Raw genomic sequence first — 26113 nt, 5'->3', positions numbered from 1 at the left:
GTCCGTCGTCTCTCCCCCTGCCACGCCGAGCCCCAACGAAGGGACGCACCGGATGAAGGCAACTCGGCTCAGAGCCGCCGGGCTGGCCGTAGCCCTCCTCGGCGCGCTCGTCGCCGCCTCCCCCACCGCCGCCAGCGCGGCGGAGACCGACGCGACCACGACCGCCACCACCTGCACGACCGATCCGGCCACGCCAAAGCGGCAGTTCCGGGCCCTGTGGATCGCGTCCGTGACGAACATCGACTGGCCCACCAAGGCGTCGCAGACCGCGCCCGACCAGATCGCCAAGCAGAAGGCGGAGTACCTGGCCTGGCTCGACCTGGCGCAGCGGCTCAACCACAACGCCGTCGTGGTCCAGGTCCGCCCCACCGCCGACGCGTTCTGGCCCTCGCAGGTCGAGCCGTGGTCGGAGTACCTGACCGGCGTGCGCGGGCAGGACCCGGGCTGGGACCCGCTGGCGTTCGTCGTCGAGGAGGCGCACAAGCGGAACCTGGAGTTCCACGCCTGGATGAACCCGTACCGGGTCTCCATGCCGGCCCCGGGCGGCGCCGGCGCGGACATCTCGAAGCTCGCGCCCAACCACCCGGTCCGGCAGCACCCGGACTGGACCTTCGCTTACCCGCCGGCCGGCGTCGCCGGCAGCCGGCTCTACTACAACCCCGGCATCCCCGAGGTCCGCGAGTTCGTCCAGACCGCGATGATGGACGCCGTCGAGCGGTACGACATCGACGGGGTGCACTTCGACGACTACTTCTACCCGTACCCGAGCGGCACGCACCAGGTGCCGGACGACGCGACCTTCGCGGCGTACAACCGGGGCTTCACCAACAAGGCCGACTGGCGGCGGGACAACATCAACCTGCTGATCCAGGAGATGAACGCCAAGATCAAGGCGGTCAAGCCGTGGGTGAAGTTCGGCGTCAGCCCGTTCGGCATCTGGCGCAACAAGTCGGCCCACCCGCTGGGCTCGGACACCACCGGAAGCCAGTCGTACGACATCATCTCGGCCGACACCCGTACGTGGATCAAGGAAGAGTGGATCGACTACGTCGTTCCCCAGCTGTACTGGTACATCGGGCAGTACCCGGCGGCCGACTACGCCCGCCTGGTGCCGTGGTGGGCCGAGCAGGTGCGCGGCACCCGCGTGCAGCTCTACATCGGCCAGGCCGACTACAAGAGCGGTGAGCCGGTCTACGGGTCGTTCTGGATGAACCCGCGCGAGCTGTCGGACCACCTGACGCTCAACCGGGCGTACCCGGAGGTGCTCGGCAACGTGCACTTCTCGGCCGTCCAGGTGCGGGCGAACCGGCTCGGGGCCACCGACATCTACGCCGCCGAGCACTACTCCCGCCCGGCCCTGGTGCCGGCGATGCCGCACCTGCCGGTCGAGCCGCTGCTGGCGCCGGTCGTCACGGACGTCGAGCGGCAGGACGACGGCGTACGGCTGAACTGGCGCCACCCCGCCGACGGGGCCGGACCGCTCGGCACGGCCACCTCGTACGCGATCTACCGGTTCGACGGGAACAGCCCGGCCGGCGCGTGTGACCTGGCCGACGCGTCCCACCTGGTCGCCACGGTCCGGGCCACCCCCGGCGCCGTGCAGTCCTGGGTGGACACCACCGCCGAGGCGGGCCTGCGGTACACCTACCACGTGACCGCGCTGGACCGGCTGTACAACGAGAGCCAGGCGAGCCCGCCGCGCTTCGTGCACTGACGCCCACGGCGAGAGGGCCCCGGGACGCCGCGTCGTCCCGGGGCTTTCGTCTGTTTCGACACATGCCACCAAACGTTGGCCTACGACACTCATCGATGTCTGTTCGATGATCGACACTGCTCTGACCCGGCGAGCCGCCGGCACCCCCCGTCCCCCAACGGAGGTACCCCCATGCGCAGACGACTCTCCACCCTCCTCGCCTCCGGCGCGCTCGCGCTGGCCGCCGTGCTGGGGGTCGCCTCCCCCGCCGCCGCCGTCACCACGACACAGAAGCTCAGCGTGCTGTCCAGCTGGACCCAGACGAGCGCCACCAGCTACAACGCCTGGAACAACGCCCGGCTCAACAAGGCCGCCTGGAGCGACTACGCCTTCGACTGGTCCACCGACTACTGCTCGTCCAGCCCGGACAACCCGCTCGGGTTCAACTTCAATCTCTCCTGCTACCGGCACGACTTCGGCTACCGCAACTACAAGGCGATGGGCCAGTTCTCGGCGAACAAGTCCCGGCTGGACAGCGCCTTCTACGAGGACCTGAAGCGGGTCTGCGCCACGTACAGCTCGCTGGTCCGGCCGGCCTGCTACAGCCTGGCCTGGACCTACTACCAGGCGGTCAGCGTCTTCGGCTCGGTCGCCGCGGTGAAGCAGGCCGACATCGACCGCGCCGCCCGGCTCCTGCCCGACGCCGAGCGCCGCGCCGTCGCCTGACCGGAACGAAAGGGGCTCTGCCGTCCGGCGGAGCCCCTTCGACGCGGTAGGGTCGCCCGGCTCAGGCCCGCTCCGTACGGCCGGCCGCCCGTCGCCCCGACTCCGCGCGCCGGCGGGGGACGGGAGCGCCGGCCGCGCCGAACCGCGCCGAGTCCGCGCCCAGGTCGGGGTGCTCCACGCCCAGCGCCAGCGCCGCCGCCTCCTCCAGGCCCAGCTCGCTGCCCTCGCCGTACGCGATGTCGAAGGCCGCGTCGCCCAGCGTGCCGCGCAGCTCCGCCTGCTGCTCCGCCCAGTAGGGGCCGTAGATGCCCGGCATCGAGCGCAGGCTCGCCCGGGTCGCCTCGGCCGCGCCGAACAGCCGGGCGGCGGTGCACGGGTCTCCCCCGTCGGCGCAGCGCACCGCGACCGCGTTGAGCGTGTCGCAGGCCCGCCGGTGGAAGCCGTGGGTCATCCGGGACCGCAGCGCGACCAGCAGGTGCTCGTGCGCCGCGACGAGATCGCCCCGGGCCAGCGCCACCATGCCGAGCAGCATGTCGACCGACCGGCGGCCCCGGTCCGCCGGGCGGGTCGCCTCGATCGGTCGCGCCGCGCCGAGCAGTTCCGCCGCCTCCGCCAGCGCGCCGCGCCGCCACAGCAGCTCGGCGAGGCGGAGTACGGCGAACAGCGCGTCGGACGCCACGTCCCGCTCGTGCGCCCAGTCGATGACCTCACGGCAGACCCGCTCGGCCTCGGCGAGCTGCCCCATGTCGATCAGCGGCGCGGCCCGCCCGGCCAGCACCCGGGCCAGCAGCCCCGCGTCGCCGGCCTGCCGGGCCGCCGCCTCGGCCTGCTGGGAGAAGCGCAGCTCCTCGGTGAACTCGCCGTCCGCGCCGGCGTGCAGCGAGTGCATGTGGTACGCCGCCGCCAGCTCGGCGTCCGGAATGGACTCGCCGGTCTCGGCGATCCGGCCGTAGAGCCGGAACAGCCAGAGTCGCCCCTCCCGGGCCAGCCCGCGCTCCCGCCACCACTGTTCCAGCGCGCCGGCCAGGCGCAGCCCGGCGCGGGCGCTGCCGCCGGTGGCGCACCAGCGCAGGGCGGCGCGCAACTCCTTCGCGAGCGGGTCGAGGGCGTACAGCGAGAGCGTCGCCGCACGGCCGTCCGGCCCCAGCCGGGCGCGCGTCAGCGCGTGCGTCGCCCAGGCCAGGTGCCGGTCCCGAGCCGCCCGCTCCTCGCCCGCCTGCACCAGCCGGCGGGCCGCGTACGCCCGGATCGGGTCGAGCATCCGATAGGTGCTGCCCGAGGCGTGCGGCTCGGCCAGGATCATCGACTTGTCCACCAGCACGGACAGCGGGTCGAGCGGATCGTCGTCGAGCAGCCACTCCACGGTCGGCAGGTCGACCGGCCCGGCGAAGACCGCCAGCCAGCGCAGCAGCCGCGCCGCCCGCGCCCCCAACGTCCGGTACGACCAACTGACGGTGGCCTGCAAGGTGAGGTGCCGCTCGCTGGCCGGTCGCCGCGCCACCGAGGCGTCCACGGCATCGCCGGACGCGGCCTTCACCAGGCCGACGGGATCCTGCGGGTCGCCCGTCCAGCCGCTCCCGGGCGGCGGGACCGGGTCCTGCCGGCCCGCGTCCAGCGTGCCGAGGACGTCGTCGAGGCGTTCCGCGAGCTGCCCGACGGAGAGCACCCGCAGCCGGGCGGCGGCCAACTCGATGGCGAGCGGCAGCCCGTCGAGCCGCCGTACCACCCGCCGCAGGTCGGCCGACTCGGCCGGGTCCGGTGCCCGCCCGCCCCGGGCCGCCGCCGTCCGGTCGAGCAGCAGCGCCACGGCGTCGCTCTCCGCGCCGTCCGGCCGGGGCTCCACGGACAGCGGCGGGATCCGCCACACCACCTCCCCCGGCAGCCCGAAGGACTCACGGCTGGTGGCCAGCACCCGCACGCCACCGCCGCCGGCGAGCAGCCGGGAGATCACCTCCGCCGACGCGGCCGGCTGGGCGTCGCAGGTGTCCAGCAGGACCAGCATCCGGCGTACGGCGGCGTACTCGACGAGGGTGTCCACCATGGGCCGGCCTGGCTCCGGGCGTAGCCCCAGCACGGCGGCGACCGCGAACGCCACGAGCCCCGGGTCGGTCACCGCGGCGACGTCGACGAACCAGATCCCGTCCGGGTACTCGTCGACCAGCCCGCCGGCCAGCTCGACGGCCAGCCGGGTCTTGCCGGCCCCGCCCGCGCCGAGCACGGTGACCAGCCGGTGCTCCCGCACCAGCCGCCGCAGTTCGGCCCGCTCGGCCTCCCGGCCGACGAACGAGGTGACCTGGGTCGGCAGGTTGTGCGCCGCCACGTCGGCGGTACGCGGGCGCGGGAACTGCCGTTCCAGGCCGGGCGCGACGAGCTGGAACAGCCGTTCCCGGTCGTCGAAGCCGCGCAGCCGGTGCAGGCCGAGGTCGAGCAGGGACGCGCCCTCCGGCAGCGACTCGGCGTGCCGGGCGGTGGCCCCCGAGCAGAGCACCTGCCCGCCGTGCGCCGCGGCGGCGACCCGGGCGGCGCGGTGCACCTCCGCGCTGGCGTACTCGCCGTCGCGCGGCTCGGCCCAGCCCGTGTGCAGTCCCATCCGGACCCGGGGCGCGGCCTCCGGAGCCGGCCACTCGTGGGTGGCCAGCGCACGCTGCGCCGTCAGGCAGGCGGTCAGCGCCGCGGCGGCGTCCGGGAACGCGATGAAGAACGAGTCGCCCTCGGTCAGCAGCTCCGCGCCCTGCGTACCGGCCAGGGTGCGGCGCAGCAGGCGGCGGTGTTCCCACAGCACCGGCCGGTACCCCGGGCCGAGCAGCTGGGCCAGGCGCGTCGAGCCTTCGATGTCGGTGAACACGAAGGTCACCCAGCCCGTCGGGAGGTGGATACCTGGCGACATGCGTCGAACCTCCGCCCGTGACGTTCGATACATGCTGCACTATGGTCGCACGGTCACGCATCGTGAGAACGGTCGGGCAGACGCCGACCCAAAGGTGCCAGTGGCGTCTGGCCCGGCGTCGCCGGCATCTCCGGCGTCGTCATACGCCGGCGGGGTCGAACGGGCACGATGACGGGCCGGCCGGGGCCCGGGGCCCCGCCGGAGGTCACCGCGTCAGGAGGCGGCGAGGGTGGGGGTCAGCAGCCGCAGCCGCCGCCGCAGCAGCCCCCGCCGGACGGGGCCGGGGCGGCGCCCGGGCCGCCGCGACCGGTCACGGCCACCGTGGACAGCAGCTTGACCGTGTCGGCGTGCCCCTGGGGGCAGGGCGCCGGCTCGCCGGCCTGCGCCATCGGACGGTTGACCTCGAAGGTGTCGCCGCAGGCGCGGCAGCGGAACTCGTACCGGGGCATGGCACAAGGGTACGACCGGTCCTGACGCCGAGCGGAACATGGGCGATACTCGACGGGTGGTGGACGGCGAGGAGAGCACGACGGATCGGCCCCTGCGTCCGGCCGCGCCCCCCGAGGAACCGGGCGGCGGCCCGGCGCACGGCCGGCTGCCCCGACCCCGCCGGCCGTGGCTGAGGTCGGAGCAGCCGACCGAGACGCCCGCGCCCGCCGAGGGGCCGGACGCCGTCGACGCCGCCGCGAAGCCCGAGAAGCCGGGAGACGCGACCGTAAAGGTCAAGGCGGACGGCGTCGAGGGCACCACGGCGGACGAGACCGGGGGCGTCAAGGCGGACGCTGTCGGGGACGCCCCCACGGCGGACGCAGCCACGGCGGACGCAGCCGAGGGCACCAAGGCGGACGAGGCAGGAGACGCCAAGGCGGACGCCACCGGGGACGCCAAGGCGGAGGAAGCCGAGGGCACCACGGCGGGCGAGGCAGGAGACGCCGGGACGGACGGCGTCGACGGCGGAAAGTCGGCCGGGGGCCGGCGGCGCCGGATGCCGTTCGCCCACGCCGTACGCATGCCTCCGCCGCGGCAGGCGGTGGCCGCCGCGGCGCGGGCCACCCGGGCGTGGTCGCGCCGGCCGGGCGGGCGCCTCACGGTGTCCGGGCTGTTCCTGCTCGCCCTGGTCGGGGCGACCGCGGCGGCCGGAGCGCTCGTGGTGCCGGCCACCGCGCCGAAGCCCCGTCCGGTCGCGGTCGACGCCACCGGCACCCCGGGCGGAGCCCTTCCCGGGATCTCCGGCGCGCCGGCGCCGACCGGGCTGCCCGGGTTCCCGGGCGCGACCGCCACGCCGGGCGGGCTGCCCGGCGTTCCGGCGGCGACCGGCCGGCCCGCCGACGCCCTCGCCGCGTGGGCCCAGCAGACCGGGGCGAAGGTGGGCATCTCGCCGGTCGCGATGCAGGCGTACGGCTACGCGGAGCTGGTGCTCGCGGAGACCAACCGCAGCTGCCAGCTCAGCTGGACCACACTGGCCGCGATCGGGTACGTCGAGTCCCGGCACGGGCAGGCCAACGGCGCGACGCTCGGGCCGGACGCGCGGGCGCTGCCGGAGATCATCGGCGACCCGCTCGACGGCAAGGGCGGCCGGTCGCTGATCAGGGACACCGACCGGGGGCTGCACGACCGGGACACCACCTACGACCGGGCGATCGGCCCGATGCAGTTCATCCCGACGACCTGGCAGGAGATCGGGGCGGACGCGGACAACGACGGCCGGAAGGATCCGCACGACCTGGACGACGCCGCCCTGGCCGCCGGCAACTACCTGTGCAAGGGCGGCCGGAACATGACGATCCCGGGCGACTGGTGGGGCGCCATCCTGTCATACAACGACGTCCGCCGATACGCGCAGGACGTCTTCGACAAGGCCAACGAGTACGGGGTCGCCAGCCGGCGTACGTGACGTGATCGCCTGCGTACATTGGAGAACTGGACACTTCCCCCGCGCTGCCGTTGACGGCAAGCTAGACGGGTGATGGTGCGCGAGTGGGATCCCCGGACCGCGTCGTCCGTCGAGATCGCGTCGCTACTGGACACGCTGAACGCGGTGTTCGCGGCCGACCTCCCACAGGATCCGCCCTGGCGGCAGAGTTCGCTGCGGGAGTACCTCTCCGAGGTGATGCCCGGCGAGCGGCGGATCTCGTGGGTGGCCCAGGCGGGGGCGGGCGCCGAGGGCGAGCCCGGCGCGATCCTCGGCCACGTCCAGGTGCTCATGCTCGGCGACATCGGCGTCCTGGAGGTGCTGGTCCACCCGTCGGTGCGCCGCAGCGGCCTGGGCCGGGACCTGGTCCGGCTGGCCGCCCGCCGGGTCTACCAGGAGGGCTTCCAGTCCATCGGCGTCGAGGTCGTCGGCGACACTCCGGCCGTGGCCTTCTACGAGGCGCTCGGCTTCAACCGGGAGTACGTGGAGACGCGCAGCGTGCTGGACCTGTCCGCGGTGGACTGGTCGGCGCTGGCCGCCATGGCCACGGGAGTCGGCGCGGGCTACCGCGTGGAGTTCTGCCCGGGCGGTCCGCCGGACGACCTGATCGAGGCGTACGCGCGGGCGAAGGCCGAGGTGCGCGACCTCGGCGACGGCGAACTGCGCCCCAGCTCGTACGACCCGGAGCGGCTGCGGGACAGCATCGACACACTGCACCGCCGGGGCATGAAGCCGTACATCGTGCTCGCCATCCACGACCGGACCGGCGAGGTGGCCGGGCTGACCGAGCTGGTCGTGCCGGCGCAGCACCCGACCCGGGCCGACCAGTACGACACGATCGTGGTGCAGGACCACCGGGGCTACGGAATCGACCGGGCGATCAAGGCGCGGATGCTGCTGGAGCTGCGCTCGGCCGAGCCGGAGCTGACCGAGGTGCAGACCTGGAACGCGCAGGCCAACGAGGCGATGCTCAAGGTCAACGCCGAGCTGGGCTACCGTCCCGACCGGGAGTGGTGCGAGTACAGCGTGGACGTGGCGGAGCTGGTGCACCGCCTCGACGCCGGCCGCTGACGCGCAAACAGGGCCGTCACCCGGTCGGCGGAACGCGCGGCGGTGGCGGCACGTGCCGGTACTTGGCCACCCGTACCTCCCACTGGCTGCGCCGGCGCATCGCGTCCCGCACCGCCCGGTTCCGATAGAAGGTCTCCGGCGGGCGGGCCAGCCCGTAGATGTCGGCCCACCACTCCCCCGGCTCCGGGTCGAGGATGGTGTCGAGGTGCGACGGGTAGCGCCGCCCCGCCCCGTCCCGCGCGTCGTCGCGGTCGCGCATCGGCTTGAGCACCCGGCCGAACTCGTCCACGACGGCGAGCCGGAAGCCCGCCACCGCGATGAGCCGGCGCAGCATGGCGATGCTGGGCACCAGCGCGCCCGCCTCGATCCGTCCGATGGTGGACGGATGCACTCCCGCCCACCGGGCCAGCTCCCGCTGGCTGGCGTCGGCGCGGCGGCGGACGGCCCGTACGATCCCGGCCGCCGGCCAGGGAATGTCGAACGGCTCGCTCAACATCGTCGGCTGCTCGTCGCCGCCAGCTTCGCCTCCCGGCCGGTCCGGACGGTCCGGACCGTCCGGCGCGTCCGGCGTGGGGCGCTCGGGTTGCTGCCGCCCGTCGGACTGGTCGTGCCGCTCCGGATGGCCAGGCTCGCGGTCGAAGGCTGCCATGAAATGCAGCCTTCCGTCAGCCGCCGGTCGTCCGCAATCCCGCCGGCCGCCCCTGTGGATAACCCGGCATCCTGCGGAAACCGCGGGCGCCGGGCCTCAGTCGACGCCCTGACCCGCCCGACCACCACATGCCTTTCACGGCCCTTTGCTCTGCACCCACTGGCGCAACCTTCACTGTCCGTCAGTTGTGCGCCGGGGGGTGCAGAGCAAAGGGCGAGAAGTGGAGCGTGGGTGGCAGGCGAGGAGAGGCAGCGCCGACGAGTCGATCACGGCATGCCCCGCCGGCGCGCCACGTGCTCCGCGACCACCCGTGCGGTCGCCGGCCACCAGTGCGGTCGCCGGCCACCCGTGCGGGTGGGCGCGCCGCCCGGTGCGGCCGGCGCGGGCGGTCCGGTGGCGGTCAGTAGCGCTGGCGCAGGAGCTGGGCGGCCTCGACCGCCCAGTAGGTGAGGATGATCTGGGCGCCGGCCCGGCGGATCGAGGTGAGCGTCTCCAGCATGACCCGTTCGCGGTCGATCCAGCCGTTCGCGGCGGCCGCCTCGACCATCGCGTACTCGCCGGAGACCTGGTAGGCCGCGACCGGGACGTCCACCGCGGCCCGGACCGCCGCCACCACGTCGAGGTAGGGCAGGGCCGGCTTGACCATCACCATGTCGGCGCCCTCGGCGACGTCCAGCTCCACCTCGCGCAGGGACTCGCGCAGGTTCGCCGGGTCCTGCTGGTAGGTGCGCCGGTCGCCCTCCAGGGCCGACTCCACCGCGTCCCGGAACGGTCCGTAGAACGCGGAGGCGTACTTCACGGCGTACGCGAGCACGGCGACGTCGGTATGGCCGGCGGCGTCGAGGGCCCGCCGGACGACGCCGACCTGGCCGTCCATCATCCCGGACGGCCCGACCACGTGGACCCCGGCGGCGGCCTGGGCGACCGCCATCTCGGCGTACGCGGCCAGGGTGGCGTCGTTGTCCACGCCGCCGTCGGGGGTGAGCAGCCCGCAGTGCCCGTGCGAGGTGAACTCGTCCAGGCAGAGGTCGCTCATGACCACGGTGGCGTCGCCGACCTCGGAGACCACATCCCGGATGGCGACGTTGAGGATGCCGTTCGGGTCGATCCCGCCGGAGCCGCGCTCGTCACGCGACGCCGGCACCCCGAACAGCATGATCCCGCCCACGCCGGCCTGCACCGCCTCCGCGGCCGCCTTGCGCAGCGAGTCCCGGGAGTGCTGGAGCACCCCCGGCAGCGAGGCGATCGGCCGTGGCTCGGTCAGCCCCTCCTTCACGAACATCGGCACGACCAGCTCGGCCGGGTCGACGCGGGTCTCGGTGACCAGCCGCCGCACGGCCGCGTTGCGGCGCAGCCGGCGGGGTCGGATCTCGGGGTACGGCACGGGGGCCTCCTGTCAGCGGAACCTGAGGGCGGTGGGGCCCTGCACCTTCGAGCCGCGGCGCTGCTTGGCCGGCATGGCGGCGAGCTTCTCGCGCAGCTCGACGGCGTAGGCGGCGAGCGCCTCCACCAGGTCGGGCACCGAGGCGTTCTGCGGCTGCACATCGACCCGCAGGCCGAACTCCGTCGCCGTCTCCGCCGTCTTGGGCCCGATGACGGCGACAACGGTACGCGTGTGCGGCTTCCCGGCGATGCCGACCAGGTTCCGCACCGTCGAGGACGACGTGAAGAGCACCGCGTCGAACCCGCCCGACTTGATCGCGTCCCGGATCTCGGCGGGCGGCGGGGCCGCCCGGACGGTCCGGTACGCGGTCACGTCGTCGACCTCCCAGCCGCGCTCGGTGAGCCCGGCGGCGAGGGTCTCGGTGGCGATGTCGGCGCGTGGCAGCAGCACCCGGCCCACCGGGTCGAGGATCTCGTCGTGCGGTGAGAACTCGGCCAGCAGCCCCTCGGACGACTGCTCGCCGGACGGGATCAGCTCCGGTTGGATGCCGAACGCGCGGACGGCGTCGGCGGTCGCCTCGCCGATACAGGCGATCTTGACACCGCCGAAGTGCCGGGCGTCCAGGCCGTGCTCGGCGAACTTCTCCCACACCGCGCGCACCGCGTTGACGGAGGTGAAGACCACCCAGGCGTACCGGCCGTCGACCAGGCCCTTGACCGCCCGCTCCATCTGGGCGGGGGTGCGCGGCGGCTCGACCGCGATGGTCGGCACCTCGCACGGGATGGCCCCGTACGCGCGCAGCCGGGCGCTCATCACGCCGGCCTGTTCCTTGGTCCGGGGTACGAGCACCTTCCAGCCGTACAGCGGCCGGTTCTCCCACCAGCTCAGCGTGTCCCGCTCGCCGACGCCCGCGCCGACGGTGAGCACGACGCGGCCGGTGAAGCCGAGTGCCGCCGCGACGAAGGAGTCCACGGTCGACGTGGTCGTGTACTGGGTCTCCCCCGTGCCGTCGCCGGTCACGCCCACGGCGGTGGTGCCGTCCACCCCGGCGGCGAGCAGACCGTCGCGCACGGCGGCCAGGTCGCCGGCGTCCACGGCGATCGCCAGCGAGCCCCGGTTGACGGCCGCGGCCAGCGCCTCGAAGTCCAGCGTGGTGACGTCCTCGACGTCGGCGGCGGTACGCACGCCGGGCAGCGGCAGGCCCGCGTACGTGGCCACGCCCTCGGCCTGACCGATGCCCGGCACCACCTCGAAGTGCGCCGCGGTACGCGCGACCGCCTGTACCTCCTTGACCACCGAATCGTGGCCGAACGGGTCGCCGGCGACCAGGTGCACCGCGTTCTGGCCGGACCGGGCGGCCGAGATCAGCACCTTCGCCACGTCCCCGGGCACGCCCTCGGCGGGGGTGAACTCGGCGTCGGGCTTGGCCTGGGCGCGGACGGCGTCGAGCAGCGACTCGGGGATGCCCCGGTCGTACACCACCTGGTCGGCGTCGACCAGGGCGTCGTGCGCCCGGCGGGTCAGCAGGCCCGGGTCGCCGGGGCCGGCCCCGACGAACGCGATGCGGCCTACGGGCTTACGGGTGCGGGTCATTCTGTGCTCCCAAATTGCTGGGTCCCCGGGCCGGCGTGTCCTTCTTGGCCGAGGATCGAGTCGGCGCCGAGTTCGAGGAGTTCGGCGGCGAGTGCCTTGCCGATCTCCGCCGCGTCGGCGGGCGTTCCGGTGCGGGACAGCCGGAGGTCTCGGGTACCGTCCGGGCTGATCACCGCCCCGCGCAGGTAGATCTCATGAACAACATCGCCTTCCGCGCCTGAGCCGGCCGGCTCGCCTTCGGCGACGATGGCGTAGGCGGCGACGGGTGCGCTGCACCCGGCCTCCAGGGTGGCCAGCAGCGCCCGTTCCGCGGTGACCGCGGCCCGGGACGGTGCGTGGTCGAGCACCGCGAGCAGCTCGACCAGGTCCGCGTCGTCGACGCGGCACTCCACGGCCAGCGCGCCCTGGGCGGGCGCGGGCAGCATGAGCATCGGGTCGAGCGTCTCGGTGATCACGTCGAGCCGGCCGATCCGGGCCAGCCCGGCCCGGGCCAGGACGACCGCGTCGAGATCGGCGTCCGGGCCGAGCACCCGCGTGAGGCGGGTGTCCACGTTGCCGCGGACCGGGGTGACCTCCAGCTGCATCCCGAGCGCGTGCAGCTGCGCGATGCGGCGCAGCGCGCCGGTGCCGACCAGGGCACCGGGTGGCAGTTCGGCGAGCGTCCGCCCGTCCCTGGCCACCAGCGCGTCGCGCGGGTCCTGCCGCTCCGGCACGGCCGCGATGTGCAGCCCGGGGGCCGCCGCGGTGGGCAGGTCCTTGTAGGAGTGCACCGCGAAGTCGATGGCCCGGGCGGCCAGGGCGTCGCGCAGCGCGGAGACGAACACGCCGACGCCGAGCCGGTGCACGGGGGCGGTCGAGCGGTCGCCCGCGGTGACCACCTCGACAAGTTCGACCTCGCGGCCGGTCGCGGCCGTGAGCGCGGCGGCGACCTGGCCGGACTGGGCCATCGCCAGCGCGCTGCCCCGGGTGCCGAGGCGCAGGGGGGCGGTCATCTCTCACCTCCGGGGTACGGGGTGGTCTCGGTGTCGACCACGTCGGGAACGGTGTCGACCGGGGACGTCTGCGGAACCTGGAGGTCGAACAGCTCGCGCAGCAGCGCGGCGTACTGGTCGCCGCCCGGCTCGGCGGCGAGCTGGCGGACCCGCACGGTGGGCTGGTGCAGCAGCCGCTGCACCACCCGGTGCACCGTCCGGGCGACCTCCGCGCGCTGCTCCTCGGTGAGGTCGGGGCGGCGCTGGGCCAGCCGGCGCAGCTCGGCGCTGACCACGTCCTCGGCCCGGCCGCGCAGCGCGGCCACGGTCGGGGCCACGTCGGCGCCGCGCAGCCAGGTGAGGAAGGACTCGACCTCGGCGGCCACGATCCGCTCGACGGCGGCCGCGTCGGTGGCGGCCGGCCCGTCGGCGAGCAGCGCCGCCATCCGGTCGATGTCGATCACCTCGACACCGTCCAGCTCGGCCACGCCCGCCTCCACGTCGCGCGGAACGGCGAGGTCGAGCAGGACCAGCGGACCCCGCCCGGGGGCGCGGCCGGCGAGCCCGCGGGCCACCACCTCGCGGGTGAGGACCGGTTCGGTGCTCGCCGTGGCGGCCACTACGATGTCCACTGTGGAGAGCACGTCGGTCAGCTCGGCCATCGGCGCCGCGCTGGCTCCGTACGACTCGGCCAGCCGCACGGCCCGGTCGGTCCCCCGGTTGGTCACGGTGAGCGGCCCCGCGCCGAGCCGGGAGAGCGTCGCCACGCCCAGCGCGCCCATCGCGCCGGCCCCGACCACCAGGGCGGGACGGCCGGCGAGGTCGCCGTCGAGCAGCGCGGCGGCCAGGTCGAGCGAGGCGGTGACCACGCTCTGGCCGGCCCGGTCGATGCCGGTCTCCGCGTGCGCCCGTTTCCCCACCCGCAGCGCCTGCTGCATCAGCTCGTGCAGCAGCCGGCCGGCGGCGTCGGCCCCGGTGGCCCAGTGGTACGCGTCACGGAGCTGGCCGAGGATCTGCGCCTCGCCGACGACCATCGAGTCCAGCCCGGCGGCGACCCGGAAGACGTGGTTGACGGCGGCGGCGTCGTAATGCACGTAGAGGTGGTTGGCCAGGGCGGCCGGTGGCGTCCCGGCGTGCTCGCCGAGGACGGCGCAGATGTCGCCGAGCCCACCGTGGAAACCGGACACGGCGGCGTAGACCTCCACCCGGTTGCAGGTGGAGACCAGCACCGCCTCGCTCACGTACGGCCGGGCGATCAGGCGGTCCAGGGTGCGGGTGAGGTCGGCGGGGGCGACCGCCAGCTGCTCCAGGGCGGCGACCGGAGCGGTGCGGTAGGACGTGCCGACGACGAGGAGTTTCACGTGCCGGTCGCCTCCTGGGTGTCGGTCTCCGTGAGCCCGCCGGGCAGGGCGGTGAGGGCGGACCCGCCGGTGGCGGGCAACGCGGTCAGCGACGCCTTGCGGTGCTCGTGGAAGGACAGGATCTGCAGCTCGATGGCGAGGTCGACCTTGCGCACGTCGACGCCCTCCGGCACCGAGAGTACGCACGGCGCGAAGTTGAGGATGCTCGTCACGCCGACCTCGACCAGCTGGTCGGCGACGGCCTGGGCGGCGCCGGCCGGGGTGGCGATCACGCCGATCGCGATCGACTCCTCGGCGGCGATCCGGGGCAGCTCGTCGACGTGCCGGACGACCAGGCCGTTGATCTCCTCGCCCACCCGGGACGGGTCCGCGTCGAGCAGCACGGCGATCCGGAAGCCGCGGCTGGCGAAGCCGTCGTAGCCGGCCAGGGCGTGACCGAGGTTACCCACGCCGACCAGCGCGACGGCCCGCCGCTGGGTGAGCCCGAGCACGAACTCGATCTGGTCGACCAGCAGGGCGACGTCGTAGCCGACCCCGCGGGTGCCGTACGAGCCGAGGTGGGAGAGGTCCTTGCGGAGCTTCGCGGAGTTGACCCCGGCGGCGCTGGCCAGCCCCTCGCTGGAAATGGTCTCGTGGCCGGACTCGGCGAGGTTGTGCAGGGCGCGGAGGTACTCGGGGAGCCGCGCGACGGTCGCCTCGGGCAGGTCCGGAAGCGCCGGTACGGCACCGGCGCGACCGGGCGCGCCAGGGTGACGGTGCTGACTCATGAGACTCCGTGCGGTGCGATCCTCGGCCAGCTCCAGCGGCCGGCCGTGTCGGGACTCCCGCTGGCGACCGAGATTGCCGGCTGAGCTAGCAGGACGCGTCGGAATTACAGAGTAGGCGCTTGTGAAGAGACGCACAAATCGCGATCTTGAAGACCGGCGACCCGCCCCCACCTGCCCCTCCGTCCCACAAGATCGTTATGCGGACCCCTGTTCGGCCGCGCGCCGATTATTGCTCAATCCCGACTTCTTTCACCAATCACACGCCCCGATGGCCGGCCCGCGGTAGGGCTGGCACCACCCGGAACGGGTGGCCGGCGGGATGGGACACGGGGCGCCGCGCTACCTAGCCTCGGACCATGACCGCCGCCACCGTGGACGACCCGCCCGCCGCCTCCCGCCAACTGCTCCGCGACTCCGGGTACGTCCTGCTCGGTTTTCCCCTGGCGTTGGCCAGCTTCGTGGTGCTGCTGGTGGGGCTGGCGCTCGGCGTGGGGCTGGTGGTGACGGTGATCGGCCTGCCGGTGCTCGCCGGGGCCCTGTCCGTCGCCCGCGGCCTGGCCGACGTCGAACGGCTGCGGCTGCCGACCGTGCTCCGGCAGTCCCGGGTACGCCCCGACTACCGCCGCCCCGAACCGGGTGCCGGCCCCTGGCGGCGGATCCTCGCACCGATCCGGGACGCGCAGTCCTGGCTCGACCTGGCCCACGGAATCCTCAAGCTCCCCGTGGCCATCGTCACCTTCGTGGTGACCGTCACCTGGTGGGCCGGCGCGGTCGTCGGCACCCTCTACTGGGCGTACGACTGGGCCATTCCGCACCCGCCGGAGAACGAGGAGCTGAGCGAACTGCTCGGCCTGGGTGGATCGGCCGCCGCCCGGATCGGCCTGAACTGCGCGATCGGCGTGTTCTTCCTGATCACGCTGCCGCTCGTGGCGCGGGGCTGCGCGCTGCTCCAGGCCGCCTTCGCCCGCGCTCTGCTGACCGGCGTGGCCGAGATGCGCAGCCGGATCACGGTGCTGGAGGAGCAGAAGCGGGCGGCGGTCTCCGCGGAGGCGGCGGCGCTGCGCCGGCTGGAGCGGGACATCCACGACGGCCCGCAGCAGCGCCTCGTCCGGCTCGCCATGGACCTGAGCCGGGCCCGCCACCAGCTCGTCACCGACCCCGAGGCGGCCGGCCGGACGCTGGACGAGGCGGCCACCCAGACCCGGGAGACGCTCGCCGAGTTGCGCGCCCTCTCCCGGGGCATCGCCCCGCCGATCCTGGTCGACCGCGGGCTGCCCAGCGCCCTGGCCGCCCTCGCCGGGCGCGGCCTGATCCCGGTGGAGCTGCCCGGGTGGCCGCCGGCGGCACCGTCCTCGACCCGGAGGTGGTCGGCCAACTGCTCGTGCGGCGGCGGCGCGACGACCCGCTGCGCGAGCTGACCCCGCGCGAGCGGGAGGTGCTGGCCCTGATGGCGGAGGGCCACTCGAACACCGCCATCGCCCACGCCCTGGTGGTCACCGACGGGGCGGTGGAGAAGCACGTCCGCAACATCTTCACGAAGCTGGGCCTGCCACCGGACACCACCCAGCACCGCCGCGTCCTGGCCGTCCTGGCCTACCTGCGCACCTGACCCGGCCCCCCGCGCCGCCCCCACGGGGCGGAGGTCGCGTCAGGGGAGGGTGGCGGCCAGGGTCACCGCCTCCGTGAGGGTGTCCGCGACCGGGTGGCCGGAGGCGCCCAGCCGGTCCGGGTCGGTGAAGCCGCCGGTGTAGAGGACGGCCCGGCCGCCGACGGACAGGGCGGCGTCGGCGTCGTCGAGCGAGTCGCCGATCAGCACCACCTCGCGGCCGTCCACCCCCAGCTCGGTCAGGTGGCGCGCCAGCGACTCCGCCTTGCGGTCCCCGCCGGTCGTGGCGCGCAGCCCGTCCACCCGGGCGAACCGGCCCGTCAGCCCGTAGGTGCGCACGGCCGGCACCAGCTCGTCGTGGAACCACATGGACAGCAGCGACTGGCTGCCGGGCCAGGCGGCCATCGCCACCGCCGCGTCGTCGGCCAGCGCGCAGGTGGTCAGCCCCTCCCGGTACGCGTCGTGGAAGATCCGGTCCAGCCGGCCGAACTCCTCGTCGTCGACGGCCCGCGCCAGCACCTCGGCGTAGTAGTCGGCGACCGGCCGGCGGAACCGCACCCGGTGCTCGGCGGTGGTCACGCTCGGCCCGCCCACGCTGGCGAACGCGGCGTTGGTGGCGGTCACCACCAGGCTGAGGTCGTTGAGCAGGGTGCCGTTCCAGTCCCACACCAGATGGGGGCGCGTAGGGATCATGGGCAGCACCATAGGGCCCGCCCGCCACCGCCCCGGGCACGGGGCGCGGGCCTGGGCGCGCTCAGAGCTGCGGGGTCGTCAGGTCCCGCAGCAGCCGGTCCTCCTCCACCCGCCAGTAGCCGTGCTCCTTGCCGTCGAGCAGCACCACCGGCAGCCGGTCGCCGTACTCGCGCTCCAGCTCGACGTCGTCGGTCACGTCCCACTCCACCCACCGGTCCCCGGTGACCGCCACCACCCGGTCGAGCGCCGCCTTGGCGTCGTCGCAGAGGTGGCAGCCGGGCCGGGTGATCAGGGTGAGCCGGGCGTCAGTGGCCATCGGGTACCTCCGTGCTGGTGTCGGCCGGGAACGGCACCGGCCTGAGCTGGGTCTTGCGCACCTTCCCGATCGCCGAGTGCGGCAGCGTGTCGACGAACTCGACGGCGGTCGGGCACTTGAACCGGGCCAGGTTACGGGCGCAGTGGGCGAGCAGCTCCTCGCCGGTCACCGGGCGACCCGGCGCCGGCACCACGTACGCCCGGACAGTCTCCCCGGTCCGCGGGTGCGGCACACCCAGTACGGCCGACTCGGCCACGCCGGGATGCGCGGCGAGCACCAGCTCGACCTCGTGCGGGTAGACGTTGAAGCCGTTGACCAGGATCAGCTCGCCGAGCCGGTCGACCAGGAACAGGTCCCCGTCGGCGTCGGCGTACGCGACGTCGCCCGTGGCCCACCAGCCGTCCGCGTCCGGGCCGCCCCGGCCGTCCGGCCAGTACCCGGCGAACAGGTTCGCCCCGCGTACCACGATCTCGCCGGGGTCGGTGCCCGGCGAGCCGACGGTCAGGTCCAGCTCGTCGGCGTCGTCGTCCGGCTCGGCCACCCCGTCGCGCCACAGGTCGGCCCCGTCCGCGCCGACGAGGCGCAGCTCGACGCCGGGCAGCGGGCGGCCGATCGAGCCGGCCTTCGGCGACCCGCCGACCAGGGTGGAGGTGAGCACCGGGGCGGTCTCGGTGAGGCCGTACCCGACGTGCACCGCGCGGCCGGTCGCCTCGGTGAAGCGCGCGGCGACGGCGGGCTCCAGCGGGGCCGCGCCGCAGACCGCCAGCCGGACCGATGCCATGGCCGCCGTCACCGCGTCGCGGTCCGCCGTTGACCAGGCCAGGAACATCGACGGTACGCCGACGAGCACGCTTACCCGGTGCCGGGCGATCTCGGCGAGCGCGCCGGGCGACGCGACATCCTCGACCAGCACCCCGGTCGCGCCGTGGTGGACGACGGCCCCCAGCCCCGAGTTCAGCCCGTACGCGTGGAACAGCGGCAGGGCCAGCAGCACGGTGTCCTCGGGCCCGACCACCGGCGGGGAGATCCGCGCCACCTGCGCGTGGTTGGCGGCGAGCGCCCGGTGCGGCAGCATCGCACCCTTCGGCAGTCCCTCCGTGCCCGAGGTGTAGAGCAGGGTGGCCAGGTCGTCGCCGCGTCGCGGGAACTCCGCGTCGGCGGCCCGCTCCCCGGCGCCCGCGTCCCGGGTCGGCTCCCGGTCGCCCGCGGCGGTCGGCGGGGCGGTGTGCACCGCGGCGAGCGCGGGCAGCTGCCCGGCGCAGCCGGCGACCAGGCCCCGGACCCGGTCGGTGCAGATCAGCACGGTGGCGCCGGAGTCGGCCAGGACGTGCCGCAGCTCCGGGCCGGTGAAGCCGGGGTTCACCGGCACCGCGACCAGGCCGGCGCGCAGCGTGCCCAGATAGCTGATCACGAAGTCGGGCGTGTTGGGCAGGGCGATCGCGACCCGCGCCGGGTGCCCCGCGCCGCCGGTCGGCGGGGCCGGCCGGGTGCCCGGGGCGGCCGCTGGTGGGACCCGCTCGGTCACGGAGGGTGGGCGGCCGTCCGGCGCGGCGGCGGCCAGGGCCCGCGCGACGGCGGTGACGGCGGCGTCCAGTTCGGACCAGGTCAGGGTGGTGTCCCGCCAGCGCAGCGCGGGGCGGTCGCCGTGGTCGACGGCCGCCCGGCGCAGCCGGTCGGCGAGGTTCGGGGCGGAGCTGTCAGCTGCGTCCTGCACGGTCGCTGAGTCTGGCACAGCGCCGGGCCGCCGACCATGCCCGAGCGCGTCGCCGTGGGGAACAAAGCGCCGTTGCGCCCCCGGGGAGGCGGCGAAACCTCCCCCGCCGCCGTGCGCCGAGGGCCGCCGGCGGGCCGGTCGACGGGCCCGGCCCGGCGGCCTGACCTGGGACTGGAACCGAACCACCCGCCGCGCCGAAAGTCAATCGCACACGACGGACAACCGGTCCGCCATCGGTGCGACGGAGCGGGAAATACTTCCGCTCTGTGTAACGGACTTGCCACGCGCGGGTGACGTTGGCCCTATCATCACTCGGGTCGGCTCACCCCATTTGCCGTGAGTCGACACCCCTCAGCCCGAGGAGGCCCCCGTGCCTGTGAGCGCATTGGACCAGCACCTCAAGGGGATCTGCCGCACGTCGGCACGTCCCGGACGAGCCCTGCCCGACCACCGTGGACGCGCCCGCACCGCGGCGTCCCGGGGGCCGGCGTCGCGCGGGACCGGGGAGGCACGGTGACCAGCTACGGCTACGTTGAGCGACTGAACGGACTGACCGCGGCCGCCCGGGCCGCCCTCAACGAACGGCTCGCCGCCGGGGGCTCGGCCGACGACCTGTCGAGGCTCGCGGTGCGCGGCGACGGGACGTCCCGGCGGCTGCGCAACCGGTCGCACCACAACGAGGCACCCGCCCGCCCGGCCACGCCCGGCGGCAACGGCGGCCGGGTCGCACTGCCCGACCGGCCGACCATGCCGGCCCAGGGCCGGCGCAGCGCCGACACCCCGTCGGCCGCCGATCCGTCCACCACGGAGACGGCGGTGCTGCCGGCGGTGCCGGCGGCCGGGGCGACGGGCGGCGGGCCGACCGGCTACCCCAGCCGTCCCGACCCCTCCGACCCGGCGACCGAGGTCTGGGCCCTCGTCGAGCGCGCCCAGGCCGGCGAGGCCGAGGCCTTCGGCCTGCTCTACGACCGGTACGTCGACACCGTCTTCCGGTTCGTCTACTTCCGGGTCGGCAACCGCCAACTGGCCGAGGACCTCACGTCGGACACGTTCCTGCGGGCCCTCAAGCGGATCGGCAGCTTCACCTGGCAGGGCCGCGACCTCGGCGCCTGGCTCGTGACGATCGCCCGGAACCTGGTCGCCGACCACTTCAAGTCCGGCCGCTACCGGTTGGAGGTGACCACCGGCGACGTGCTGGACGCCGACCGCGAGGACCGCGGTCCGGAGGGCAGCCCGGAGGCCGCGGTGGTCGAGCACATCACGAACGTCGCCCTGCTCACCGCCGTCAAGCAGCTCAACCCGGAGCAGCAGGAGTGCATCGTGCTGCGGTTCCTCCAGGGCTTCTCGGTGGCCGAGACCGCCCGGGCGATGGGCAAGAACGAGGGCGCGATCAAGGCCCTGCAGTACCGCGCGGTCCGGGCCCTGGCCCGGCTGCTGCCCGACGGCTTCCAACCCTGACCTGATGGCCGGCCGGGCCGGCCACCGCTCCGTCGGCGGGAACTCGACGCCGTCGTGGGTCGCCCGCCGACGCGGCGGTAACCGCCCGCACCGGCCGGCCGCCGCGCCGAGGTTCGGCGCGGACCGTACGCCTCTTCCCGCCGTTCGGCGCTCAGCCTCCCGCGCCGATCACTCTTCGTGATTTCGGCTCCGCCGGCCCCGTAACCGGTGCCCGGCGCGGAGCGTTGCTCCGGATGCGACCGGTGGTTGCCCCGCATCTCCCGGGTCCCACGGTCCGGGCAGCGCGCCCGCCACGGCACCACGCCTGTCGGCACACGCGGCACCGGTCGCCGGCGACGACAGCGGCCGACCGGCCGCGACCAGCGAGAGGAGGTGCCTGCGGTGGACAGCAACCTCTTCTCCCGCCGGCGCGCCGAGCGCTTCGCGCAGCTTCTCGACGAAGCCAACGGCGGCCGGCGTCACCACGTCCGGTCCCGCGCCGACGACCAGCTCGCCGCGCTCGTCGCGGTCGCCCGCCAGCTCGGCGCCGATCCGCCGGCCGGGGAGGTGGACCCGGACTTCCGCGCCGGGCTGCGCGCGATGCTGCTCGCCACGGCCGAACGGGAGGGCGTGGGCGCCGCCGCCGTGCCGGGCGGGCCCGAGCCGGCCGGCCAGCGGGGTGCCGCGGGCACCGGTCAGCGAAGCTTCCTGCCCGCGGTGACCGCCCGCCGGGCCCGAGCCCGGGGCGCCATCCTGATCGGGGTGGCCGCCGGGGCCATCGCCGTCTCCGGCATCTCCGCCGCCAGCGAGAACGCGGTGCCCGGCGACGCCCTGTACGGGATGAAGCGGTCGACGGAACGGGCCCAGCTCGCGCTGGCCAGCTCGGACCTCAGCCGGGGGCAGCTCTTCCTCGACTTCGCCCGTACCCGGCTCGGCGAGGCCGACGAGCTGCGCGGGGACCGGCTCGGCTTCGCGGCCGTCCTCGACGACATGGACTCCGACACCCGCCAGGGCGTACGCCTGCTGACCACCACGGCCGTGCAGCGCTCCGATCCGGCCGGCCTGGACGCGGTGGACACGTTCCTCGCCGGGCAGCGCCGGGCGGTCGGCAAGCTGCTCGACGGGGCCGGCCGGGCGGAACGCGACCGGGTCCGCCGGTCGTTGGCCCTGCTGGAGGAGGTCCGGGAACGGTCGGACGGGCTGCGGGCGGCCATCGGCTGCGGGCTGCCCGCCCCGGCCGCCAGCGACACGCTCGGCCCGACCCCCGGCGCCTGCCCCGGCGGTCGCTGACCGCCGACCTGCCCGGTTCCCGACGACCGGCAGCCCCGGTCGTCCAGACGGTTGGGAAGGGGCCCCTGTACAACACCAGGCGTTGACAGGGGTCCCTTCCTTTCGCGGTCGCACCTCCCCGTCGGCCCGCCGGGGCGGAGCCGGGTCCGGCTACCCTCGCGGGAGGCACGGCTCGGGGTCGTCGAACGAGGGAGGTCGCGTGGCCCGCACCCGGAAGGTCACGGTCAGCGTCGACACCCGAGGGCACACCGCCGGCTGGGCGGAGGCCGAGGCCGAGGCCACCCCGGCCGTCCCCGACCTGAGCGCCGCCGCCTTCTTCGACGTGGACAACACGATGATGCAGGGCGCGTCGATCTACTGGTTGGCCCGGGGGCTCGCCGCCCGCAACTACTTCACCACTGGCGACCTGGCCCGCTTCGCCTGGCAGCAGCTGCGCTTCCGGGTCCTCGCCACCGAGCACGCCGGGGACATGTCGCAGGCCAGGGAGGCGGCCCTCGCGTTCGTCGAGGGCTGGCGGGTCGACGACGTGGAACGGCTCGCCGAGGAGATCTTCGACGAGCTGATGGCCCCGCGGATCTGGGCCGGCACCCGCCGGCTGGCACAGCGCCACCTGGCCGCCGGGGAGCGGGTCTGGCTGGTCAGCGCCGCCCCGGTCGAAATCGGCCGGGTGATCGCGTCCCGGCTGGGCCTGACCGGGGCGATCGGCACGGTGGCCGAGGTGGTCGACGGGGCGTACACGGGGCGGCTGGTCGGCGACCTGATGCACGGTCCGGCCAAGGCCGAGGCGGTCACCCAGCTCGCCGCGGTCGAGGGGCTGGACCTGTCCCGCTGCTCCGCCTACAGCGACTCCGCGAACGACCTGCCGATGCTCTCCGCGGTGGGGCGGGCCGTCGCGGTCAATCCGGACGCCGCCCTGTTGCGGCAGGCGCGGCAGCGGGGCTGGGAGGTGCGGGACTTCCGCACGGGCCGGCGAGCGGTCAAGATCGCCGTACCGTCGACGGCGGCGGCCGGGCTGGTCGCCGGCGCGGTCACCGCCGGTCTCGCGCTGCACCGGCGCCGCCGCGTGACGAGCCGATAGCCAGGCCTGCGGCGCCGTAGCGCGACGAGCCGGTAGCCAGGTGGTGCCGCGGCCGGCCGGGGCCGGCGGAGTCCCGGACGGTCGCGGGCCGGCGGAATCCCGGACGGTCGCGGGCCGGCGGAGTCCCGGACGGTCAGGGGCCGAACGGGTCCGGACGGCGTTCGAGCAGGCTGTGCAGGGTCTGCTGGATGGTCTCCCGCACCTGGTCGGCGAGGTTGAACACGACCAGCGGATCGTCGGCCGAGTCCGTCAGGTGCGCGGTCGGGATCGGCGGGCAGAACTCGATCAGCCACTTGCTCGGCAGCGGCACCAGGCCCAGCGGCCCCAGCCACGGGAACGTCGGCGTCACCGGGAAATACGGAAGCTTGAGCAGCCGGGCCAGCGGCTTGATGTCGGCGAGCATCGGATAGATCTCCTCGCCGCCGACGATGGCGACCGGCACGATCGGGGTGCCGGTGCGCAGCGCGGCCGAGACGAAGCCACCCCGGCCGAAGCGTTGCAGCTTGTAGCGGTCGGCGTAGAGCTTGCCGACGCCCTTGAACCCCTCGGGGAAGACGCCGACCAGCTCGCCGGAGCGCAGCAGCCGCTCCGCGTCCGGGTTGCAGGCGACCGTGGCCCCCGTCTTGCGGGCGATCTCGGACATCACCGGCATCCGGAACACCAGGTCGGCGCCGAGCAGTCGCAGGTAGCGGTGGGCCGGGTGCTGGTCGTGCAGCGCGGCGGAGAGGATCAGGGCGTCCAGCGCCACCGCGCCCGAGTGGTTGCCGACCACCAGCCCGGACCCGTCCGCCGGAACGTGCTCCAGGCCGGTGACCTCCGTGCGGAACCAGTCCCGGTAGAGCAGCCGCAGCAGCGGGTAGAACACACTGTCGGTCAACTCCGGGTCGAAGCCGAACTCGTCCACCTCGTAGTCGCCGCTCAGCCGGCGGCGCAGGAACGCCAGCCCGGACGCCACGCGGCGGTCCCACACGTCGCCGGGCCCGTCCGGCACGGCCGGATCACGCGGGCCGGGCTCCGCCGGCCCCTCCGGCGCGGGCGTCGACGTCGGTCGATCGCCCCCGTCCCGCGCGGCCGGCCGGGCGGCGGCGGCCTGCGGGGCGGGGCGGTGGCCGTTGCGCCGCGCCGGCTCCGCGTCCGGCCCGGCCACGGTCAGCGGTACGTCGTACCGGCCGCCCGCCCCGGCGCGCCCGCGCTCCTCCTCCGGCGAGCTCACGACTGCTCCCGTACGGCCGCGCGCACCTGGCGGATGCCGTCGAGGACGGCCCGCTCGGCGGCGGCCAACTGGCTCCGGGTCAGCACGGCGCGGCCGGAGTGGGCGCGGATGAACTCGTCGAAGGCGGCGACGGTGGAGCGGGGCGTGAAGCCGAACTCCCGTTCCAGCGCGCCGATGTCGACCACCCGCCCGTGCACGAACAGGTCGACCTGGTCCAGGCCGTAGCGGCCGAAGCCGAGGCTGCGGGCCAGCGCGGCGGCCCCGGACAGGCCCGGTTCGAGCACCGGTACGCCCACCCGGCCGGCCCGCCGGATCGCCTGGGACAGGGCGAGCACCCCCGGGCCGGCGACGTTGTACGTCCCCGGGTGCTCCTCGGCGACCGACCGGTGCAGCACCTCCAGCGCGTCGTCGAAGTGGACGAACTGCAACCGGGGATCGCGCCCGAAGACCGTGGGCACGACGGGCTGGGAGAAGTAGCGGGTCAGCGTGGTGTCCGCGGTCGAGCCGATGAACGGGACGAAGCGCAGCACCGTGGCGGTGACATCGGGGCGACGGCGGCGGAAGCCGCGAACGTACCCCTCGATGTCGAGGATGTCGCGGCCGAAGCCGCCGCGCGGCACCTCGCGCGGCTCGGTCTCCTCGGTGAAGACCGCCGGGTCGCGGAACGACGCGCCGTACGCGGCGGTCGACGAGCGGACGACGAGCTTGCGCAGCCGGGGCGCCCGCTGGCAGGCGGCGAGCAGCTGCATGGTGCCGATGACGTTCTGTTCCTTCATCGCCGCCCGCCCGCCCTGCTGCGGGTCGGGGGCGGTGACCAGGGCGAGATGGACCACGGCGTCGACGTCGAGGTCGGCCAGGAGGCCGCCGAGCGAGCCCAGGTCGAGCCGGATCCGTTCGACCCGGTCGAGCAGGCCGGCCAGCTCGGGGTTGGGGGCCGCCGGGTCGACGCCGATCACCCGCTCGATCCGCGGATCGGCGGCGAGCCGGGCGGCGACGTGCGCACCGAGGTAGCGACCTACGCCGGTGACGACGACCACCCCCGGGGCACCGGGGGTGCCACCGGGGGTCATGTCGTGCACCTACTGCGGCAGGCGGGACCGAGCCGGGACGACCACGGCCTGATCACCTGAGCCTCCGAGGGTCGACAGTGGCAAGCGACTCGGGTGCCGGGCGGACCCGGCCCCGGTCACTTGCCGAGACGGCGACGCTGGACGCGGGTCTTGCGCAGCAGCTTGCGGTGCTTCTTCTTAGCCATGCGCTTGCGGCGCTTCTTGACCACCGAGCCCATACGACAGCCTTTCGATGCAAACGTGCGGGGCGGACCGGGTGACACCACGCCGTGGCGTCGACGACCGCTTGCGGACAACGGACCGGACCAGCTGGCGGGCGGCGGGCGCACCGGTGTGCGGTCACGGTCGGAGTATCAGGGTAGCGGGAGAGCGTCAGCGGGACCAACGCGCCCCCGTCGATGCCCGTTACGTCGCGCTCTGCCGGCTCGCCGGACCCGGGTCAGGCGGTCTCCTGAAAGGCACCCCGGAGATACTCGTGCACCGCGTGCTCGGGCACCCGGAACGAGCGGCCGACCCGCACGGCGGCCAGCTCACCGCTGTGCACGAGACGGTAGACCGTCATCTTCGACACCCGCATGACCGCCGCCACCTCGGCGACGGTCAGGAACTTGACCTCCGACAGCCGACCGTCGGACTGCGACCCGGCCATGGCTCACCGACCCCATCCCATGCCCGGCGCGTG

General features: G+C 74.7%; 22 protein-coding genes and 2 pseudogenes. 9 read left to right on the top strand and 15 right to left on the bottom strand.

The window, feature by feature from the left end; translation table 11 throughout:
- Positions 1-52: 52 nt before the first annotated feature.
- A complete protein-coding gene (locus ABGB16_RS09385) occupies positions 53-1714 on the top strand; it encodes a family 10 glycosylhydrolase (protein WP_347667581.1) in 1662 nt (553 codons plus the stop codon).
- 171 nt (positions 1715-1885) lie between these two features.
- Positions 1886-2419: a phospholipase gene (locus ABGB16_RS09380; protein WP_347667580.1), complete on the top strand. Its 534-nt coding sequence runs from the start codon at positions 1886-1888 to the stop codon at positions 2417-2419.
- Positions 2420-2480: 61 nt separating this feature from the next.
- On the opposite strand, the gene ABGB16_RS09375 is transcribed toward ABGB16_RS09380, so the two are convergent.
- Positions 2481-5306, bottom strand: a complete 2826-nt coding sequence (locus tag ABGB16_RS09375; protein WP_347667579.1) for an adenylate/guanylate cyclase domain-containing protein — start codon at positions 5304-5306, stop codon at positions 2481-2483.
- 236 nt (positions 5307-5542) lie between these two features.
- Positions 5543-5755 (bottom strand): zinc ribbon domain-containing protein, encoded by a 213-nt coding sequence (locus ABGB16_RS09370; protein WP_347667578.1) that lies wholly within the window; start codon positions 5753-5755, stop codon positions 5543-5545.
- 56 nt (positions 5756-5811) lie between these two features.
- On the opposite strand from ABGB16_RS09370, the gene ABGB16_RS09365 reads away from it, so the two are divergent.
- Positions 5812-7200, top strand: coding sequence for a lytic murein transglycosylase (locus tag ABGB16_RS09365; RefSeq protein ID WP_347667632.1), 1389 nt, complete (start codon positions 5812-5814; stop codon positions 7198-7200).
- Positions 7201-7272: 72 nt separating this feature from the next.
- Positions 7273-8289, top strand: a complete 1017-nt coding sequence (locus ABGB16_RS09360) for a GNAT family N-acetyltransferase (RefSeq protein ID WP_347667631.1) — start codon at positions 7273-7275, stop codon at positions 8287-8289.
- Positions 8290-8305: 16 nt separating this feature from the next.
- Here the strand turns inward: ABGB16_RS09360 and ABGB16_RS09355 are convergent, their stop codons facing one another.
- The 6 genes from ABGB16_RS09355 to ABGB16_RS09330 form a co-directional block, all read right to left on the bottom strand.
- Positions 8306-8938 carry a helix-turn-helix domain-containing protein gene (locus tag ABGB16_RS09355; protein ID WP_347667577.1) on the bottom strand — a complete coding sequence of 211 codons (633 nt, stop codon included), beginning with the start codon at positions 8936-8938 and terminating at the stop codon, positions 8306-8308.
- A gap of 400 nt (positions 8939-9338) precedes the next feature.
- Positions 9339-10322 carry a porphobilinogen synthase gene (gene hemB / locus ABGB16_RS09350; RefSeq protein WP_347667576.1) on the bottom strand — a complete coding sequence of 328 codons (984 nt, stop codon included), beginning with the start codon at positions 10320-10322 and terminating at the stop codon, positions 9339-9341.
- Between the two features lie 12 nt (positions 10323-10334).
- A complete protein-coding gene (locus ABGB16_RS09345) occupies positions 10335-11915 on the bottom strand; it encodes a uroporphyrinogen-III synthase (protein ID WP_347667575.1) in 1581 nt (526 codons plus the stop codon).
- Complete coding sequence (gene hemC, locus ABGB16_RS09340) at positions 11912-12907, bottom strand: hydroxymethylbilane synthase (RefSeq protein ID WP_347667574.1); 996 nt, start codon at positions 12905-12907, stop codon at positions 11912-11914. The genes ABGB16_RS09345 and hemC overlap by 4 nt, the downstream gene beginning before the upstream one ends.
- A complete protein-coding gene (locus ABGB16_RS09335) occupies positions 12904-14247 on the bottom strand; it encodes a glutamyl-tRNA reductase (protein WP_347667573.1) in 1344 nt (447 codons plus the stop codon). The genes hemC and ABGB16_RS09335 overlap by 4 nt, the downstream gene beginning before the upstream one ends.
- Positions 14244-15014, bottom strand: coding sequence for a redox-sensing transcriptional repressor Rex (locus ABGB16_RS09330; RefSeq protein ID WP_347667572.1), 771 nt, complete (start codon positions 15012-15014; stop codon positions 14244-14246). The genes ABGB16_RS09335 and ABGB16_RS09330 overlap by 4 nt, the downstream gene beginning before the upstream one ends.
- 356 nt (positions 15015-15370) lie before the next feature.
- On the opposite strand from ABGB16_RS09330, the pseudogene ABGB16_RS09325 reads away from it, so the two are divergent.
- Both ABGB16_RS09325 and ABGB16_RS09320 read left to right on the top strand, forming a co-directional pair.
- A pseudogene (locus ABGB16_RS09325) lies at positions 15371-16339 on the top strand (sensor domain-containing protein); the annotation flags it as partial.
- A 2-nt stretch (positions 16340-16341) separates the two neighbouring features.
- Positions 16342-16623 (top strand): annotated as a pseudogene (locus ABGB16_RS09320) (LuxR C-terminal-related transcriptional regulator); the annotation flags it as partial.
- A gap of 39 nt (positions 16624-16662) precedes the next feature.
- Here ABGB16_RS09320 and ABGB16_RS09315 read toward each other — a convergent pair.
- From ABGB16_RS09315 to ABGB16_RS09305, 3 genes are all read right to left on the bottom strand, one after another.
- The gene (locus ABGB16_RS09315; protein WP_347667571.1) at positions 16663-17313 is read right to left on the bottom strand and encodes an HAD hydrolase-like protein; all 651 of its coding nucleotides are present in this window, start codon (positions 17311-17313) and stop codon (positions 16663-16665) included.
- Between the two features lie 61 nt (positions 17314-17374).
- The gene (locus ABGB16_RS09310) at positions 17375-17629 is read right to left on the bottom strand and encodes a glutaredoxin family protein (protein WP_347667570.1); all 255 of its coding nucleotides are present in this window, start codon (positions 17627-17629) and stop codon (positions 17375-17377) included.
- Positions 17619-19343, bottom strand: a complete 1725-nt coding sequence (locus ABGB16_RS09305) for an AMP-binding protein (RefSeq protein WP_347667569.1) — start codon at positions 19341-19343, stop codon at positions 17619-17621. Before ABGB16_RS09305 ends, ABGB16_RS09310 begins: the two co-directional genes overlap by 11 nt.
- 513 nt (positions 19344-19856) lie before the next feature.
- On the opposite strand from ABGB16_RS09305, the gene ABGB16_RS09300 reads away from it, so the two are divergent.
- The 3 genes from ABGB16_RS09300 to ABGB16_RS09290 all read left to right on the top strand — a co-directional run bounded on the left by ABGB16_RS09300 (position 19857) and on the right by ABGB16_RS09290 (position 23148).
- The gene (locus ABGB16_RS09300) at positions 19857-20801 is read left to right on the top strand and encodes an ECF subfamily RNA polymerase sigma factor, BldN family (RefSeq protein ID WP_347667568.1); all 945 of its coding nucleotides are present in this window, start codon (positions 19857-19859) and stop codon (positions 20799-20801) included.
- A gap of 381 nt (positions 20802-21182) precedes the next feature.
- The gene (locus ABGB16_RS09295; protein WP_347667567.1) at positions 21183-22070 is read left to right on the top strand and encodes a DUF5667 domain-containing protein; all 888 of its coding nucleotides are present in this window, start codon (positions 21183-21185) and stop codon (positions 22068-22070) included.
- Positions 22071-22152: 82 nt separating this feature from the next.
- Positions 22153-23148: an HAD-IB family hydrolase gene (locus tag ABGB16_RS09290; protein ID WP_347667566.1), complete on the top strand. Its 996-nt coding sequence runs from the start codon at positions 22153-22155 to the stop codon at positions 23146-23148.
- 133 nt (positions 23149-23281) lie between these two features.
- Here the strand turns inward: ABGB16_RS09290 and ABGB16_RS09285 are convergent, their stop codons facing one another.
- From ABGB16_RS09285 to ABGB16_RS09270, 4 genes are all read right to left on the bottom strand, one after another.
- Positions 23282-24139, bottom strand: a complete 858-nt coding sequence (locus tag ABGB16_RS09285; protein WP_347667630.1) for a lysophospholipid acyltransferase family protein — start codon at positions 24137-24139, stop codon at positions 23282-23284.
- A 218-nt stretch (positions 24140-24357) separates the two neighbouring features.
- Positions 24358-25431 (bottom strand): NAD-dependent epimerase/dehydratase family protein, encoded by a 1074-nt coding sequence (locus ABGB16_RS09280; protein ID WP_347667565.1) that lies wholly within the window; start codon positions 25429-25431, stop codon positions 24358-24360.
- A gap of 116 nt (positions 25432-25547) precedes the next feature.
- Positions 25548-25649: an AURKAIP1/COX24 domain-containing protein gene (locus tag ABGB16_RS09275; protein ID WP_007465623.1), complete on the bottom strand. Its 102-nt coding sequence runs from the start codon at positions 25647-25649 to the stop codon at positions 25548-25550.
- 221 nt (positions 25650-25870) lie between these two features.
- Positions 25871-26080 (bottom strand): helix-turn-helix domain-containing protein, encoded by a 210-nt coding sequence (locus tag ABGB16_RS09270; protein ID WP_347667564.1) that lies wholly within the window; start codon positions 26078-26080, stop codon positions 25871-25873.
- Between the last annotated feature and the right edge of the window lie 33 nt (positions 26081-26113).

It is taken from the genome of Micromonospora sp. B11E3, assembly GCF_039871625.1.
Taxonomy (GTDB): Bacteria; Actinomycetota; Actinomycetes; order Mycobacteriales; family Micromonosporaceae; genus Micromonospora.
This window is presented reverse-complemented; position numbering and strand designations above follow the sequence as displayed.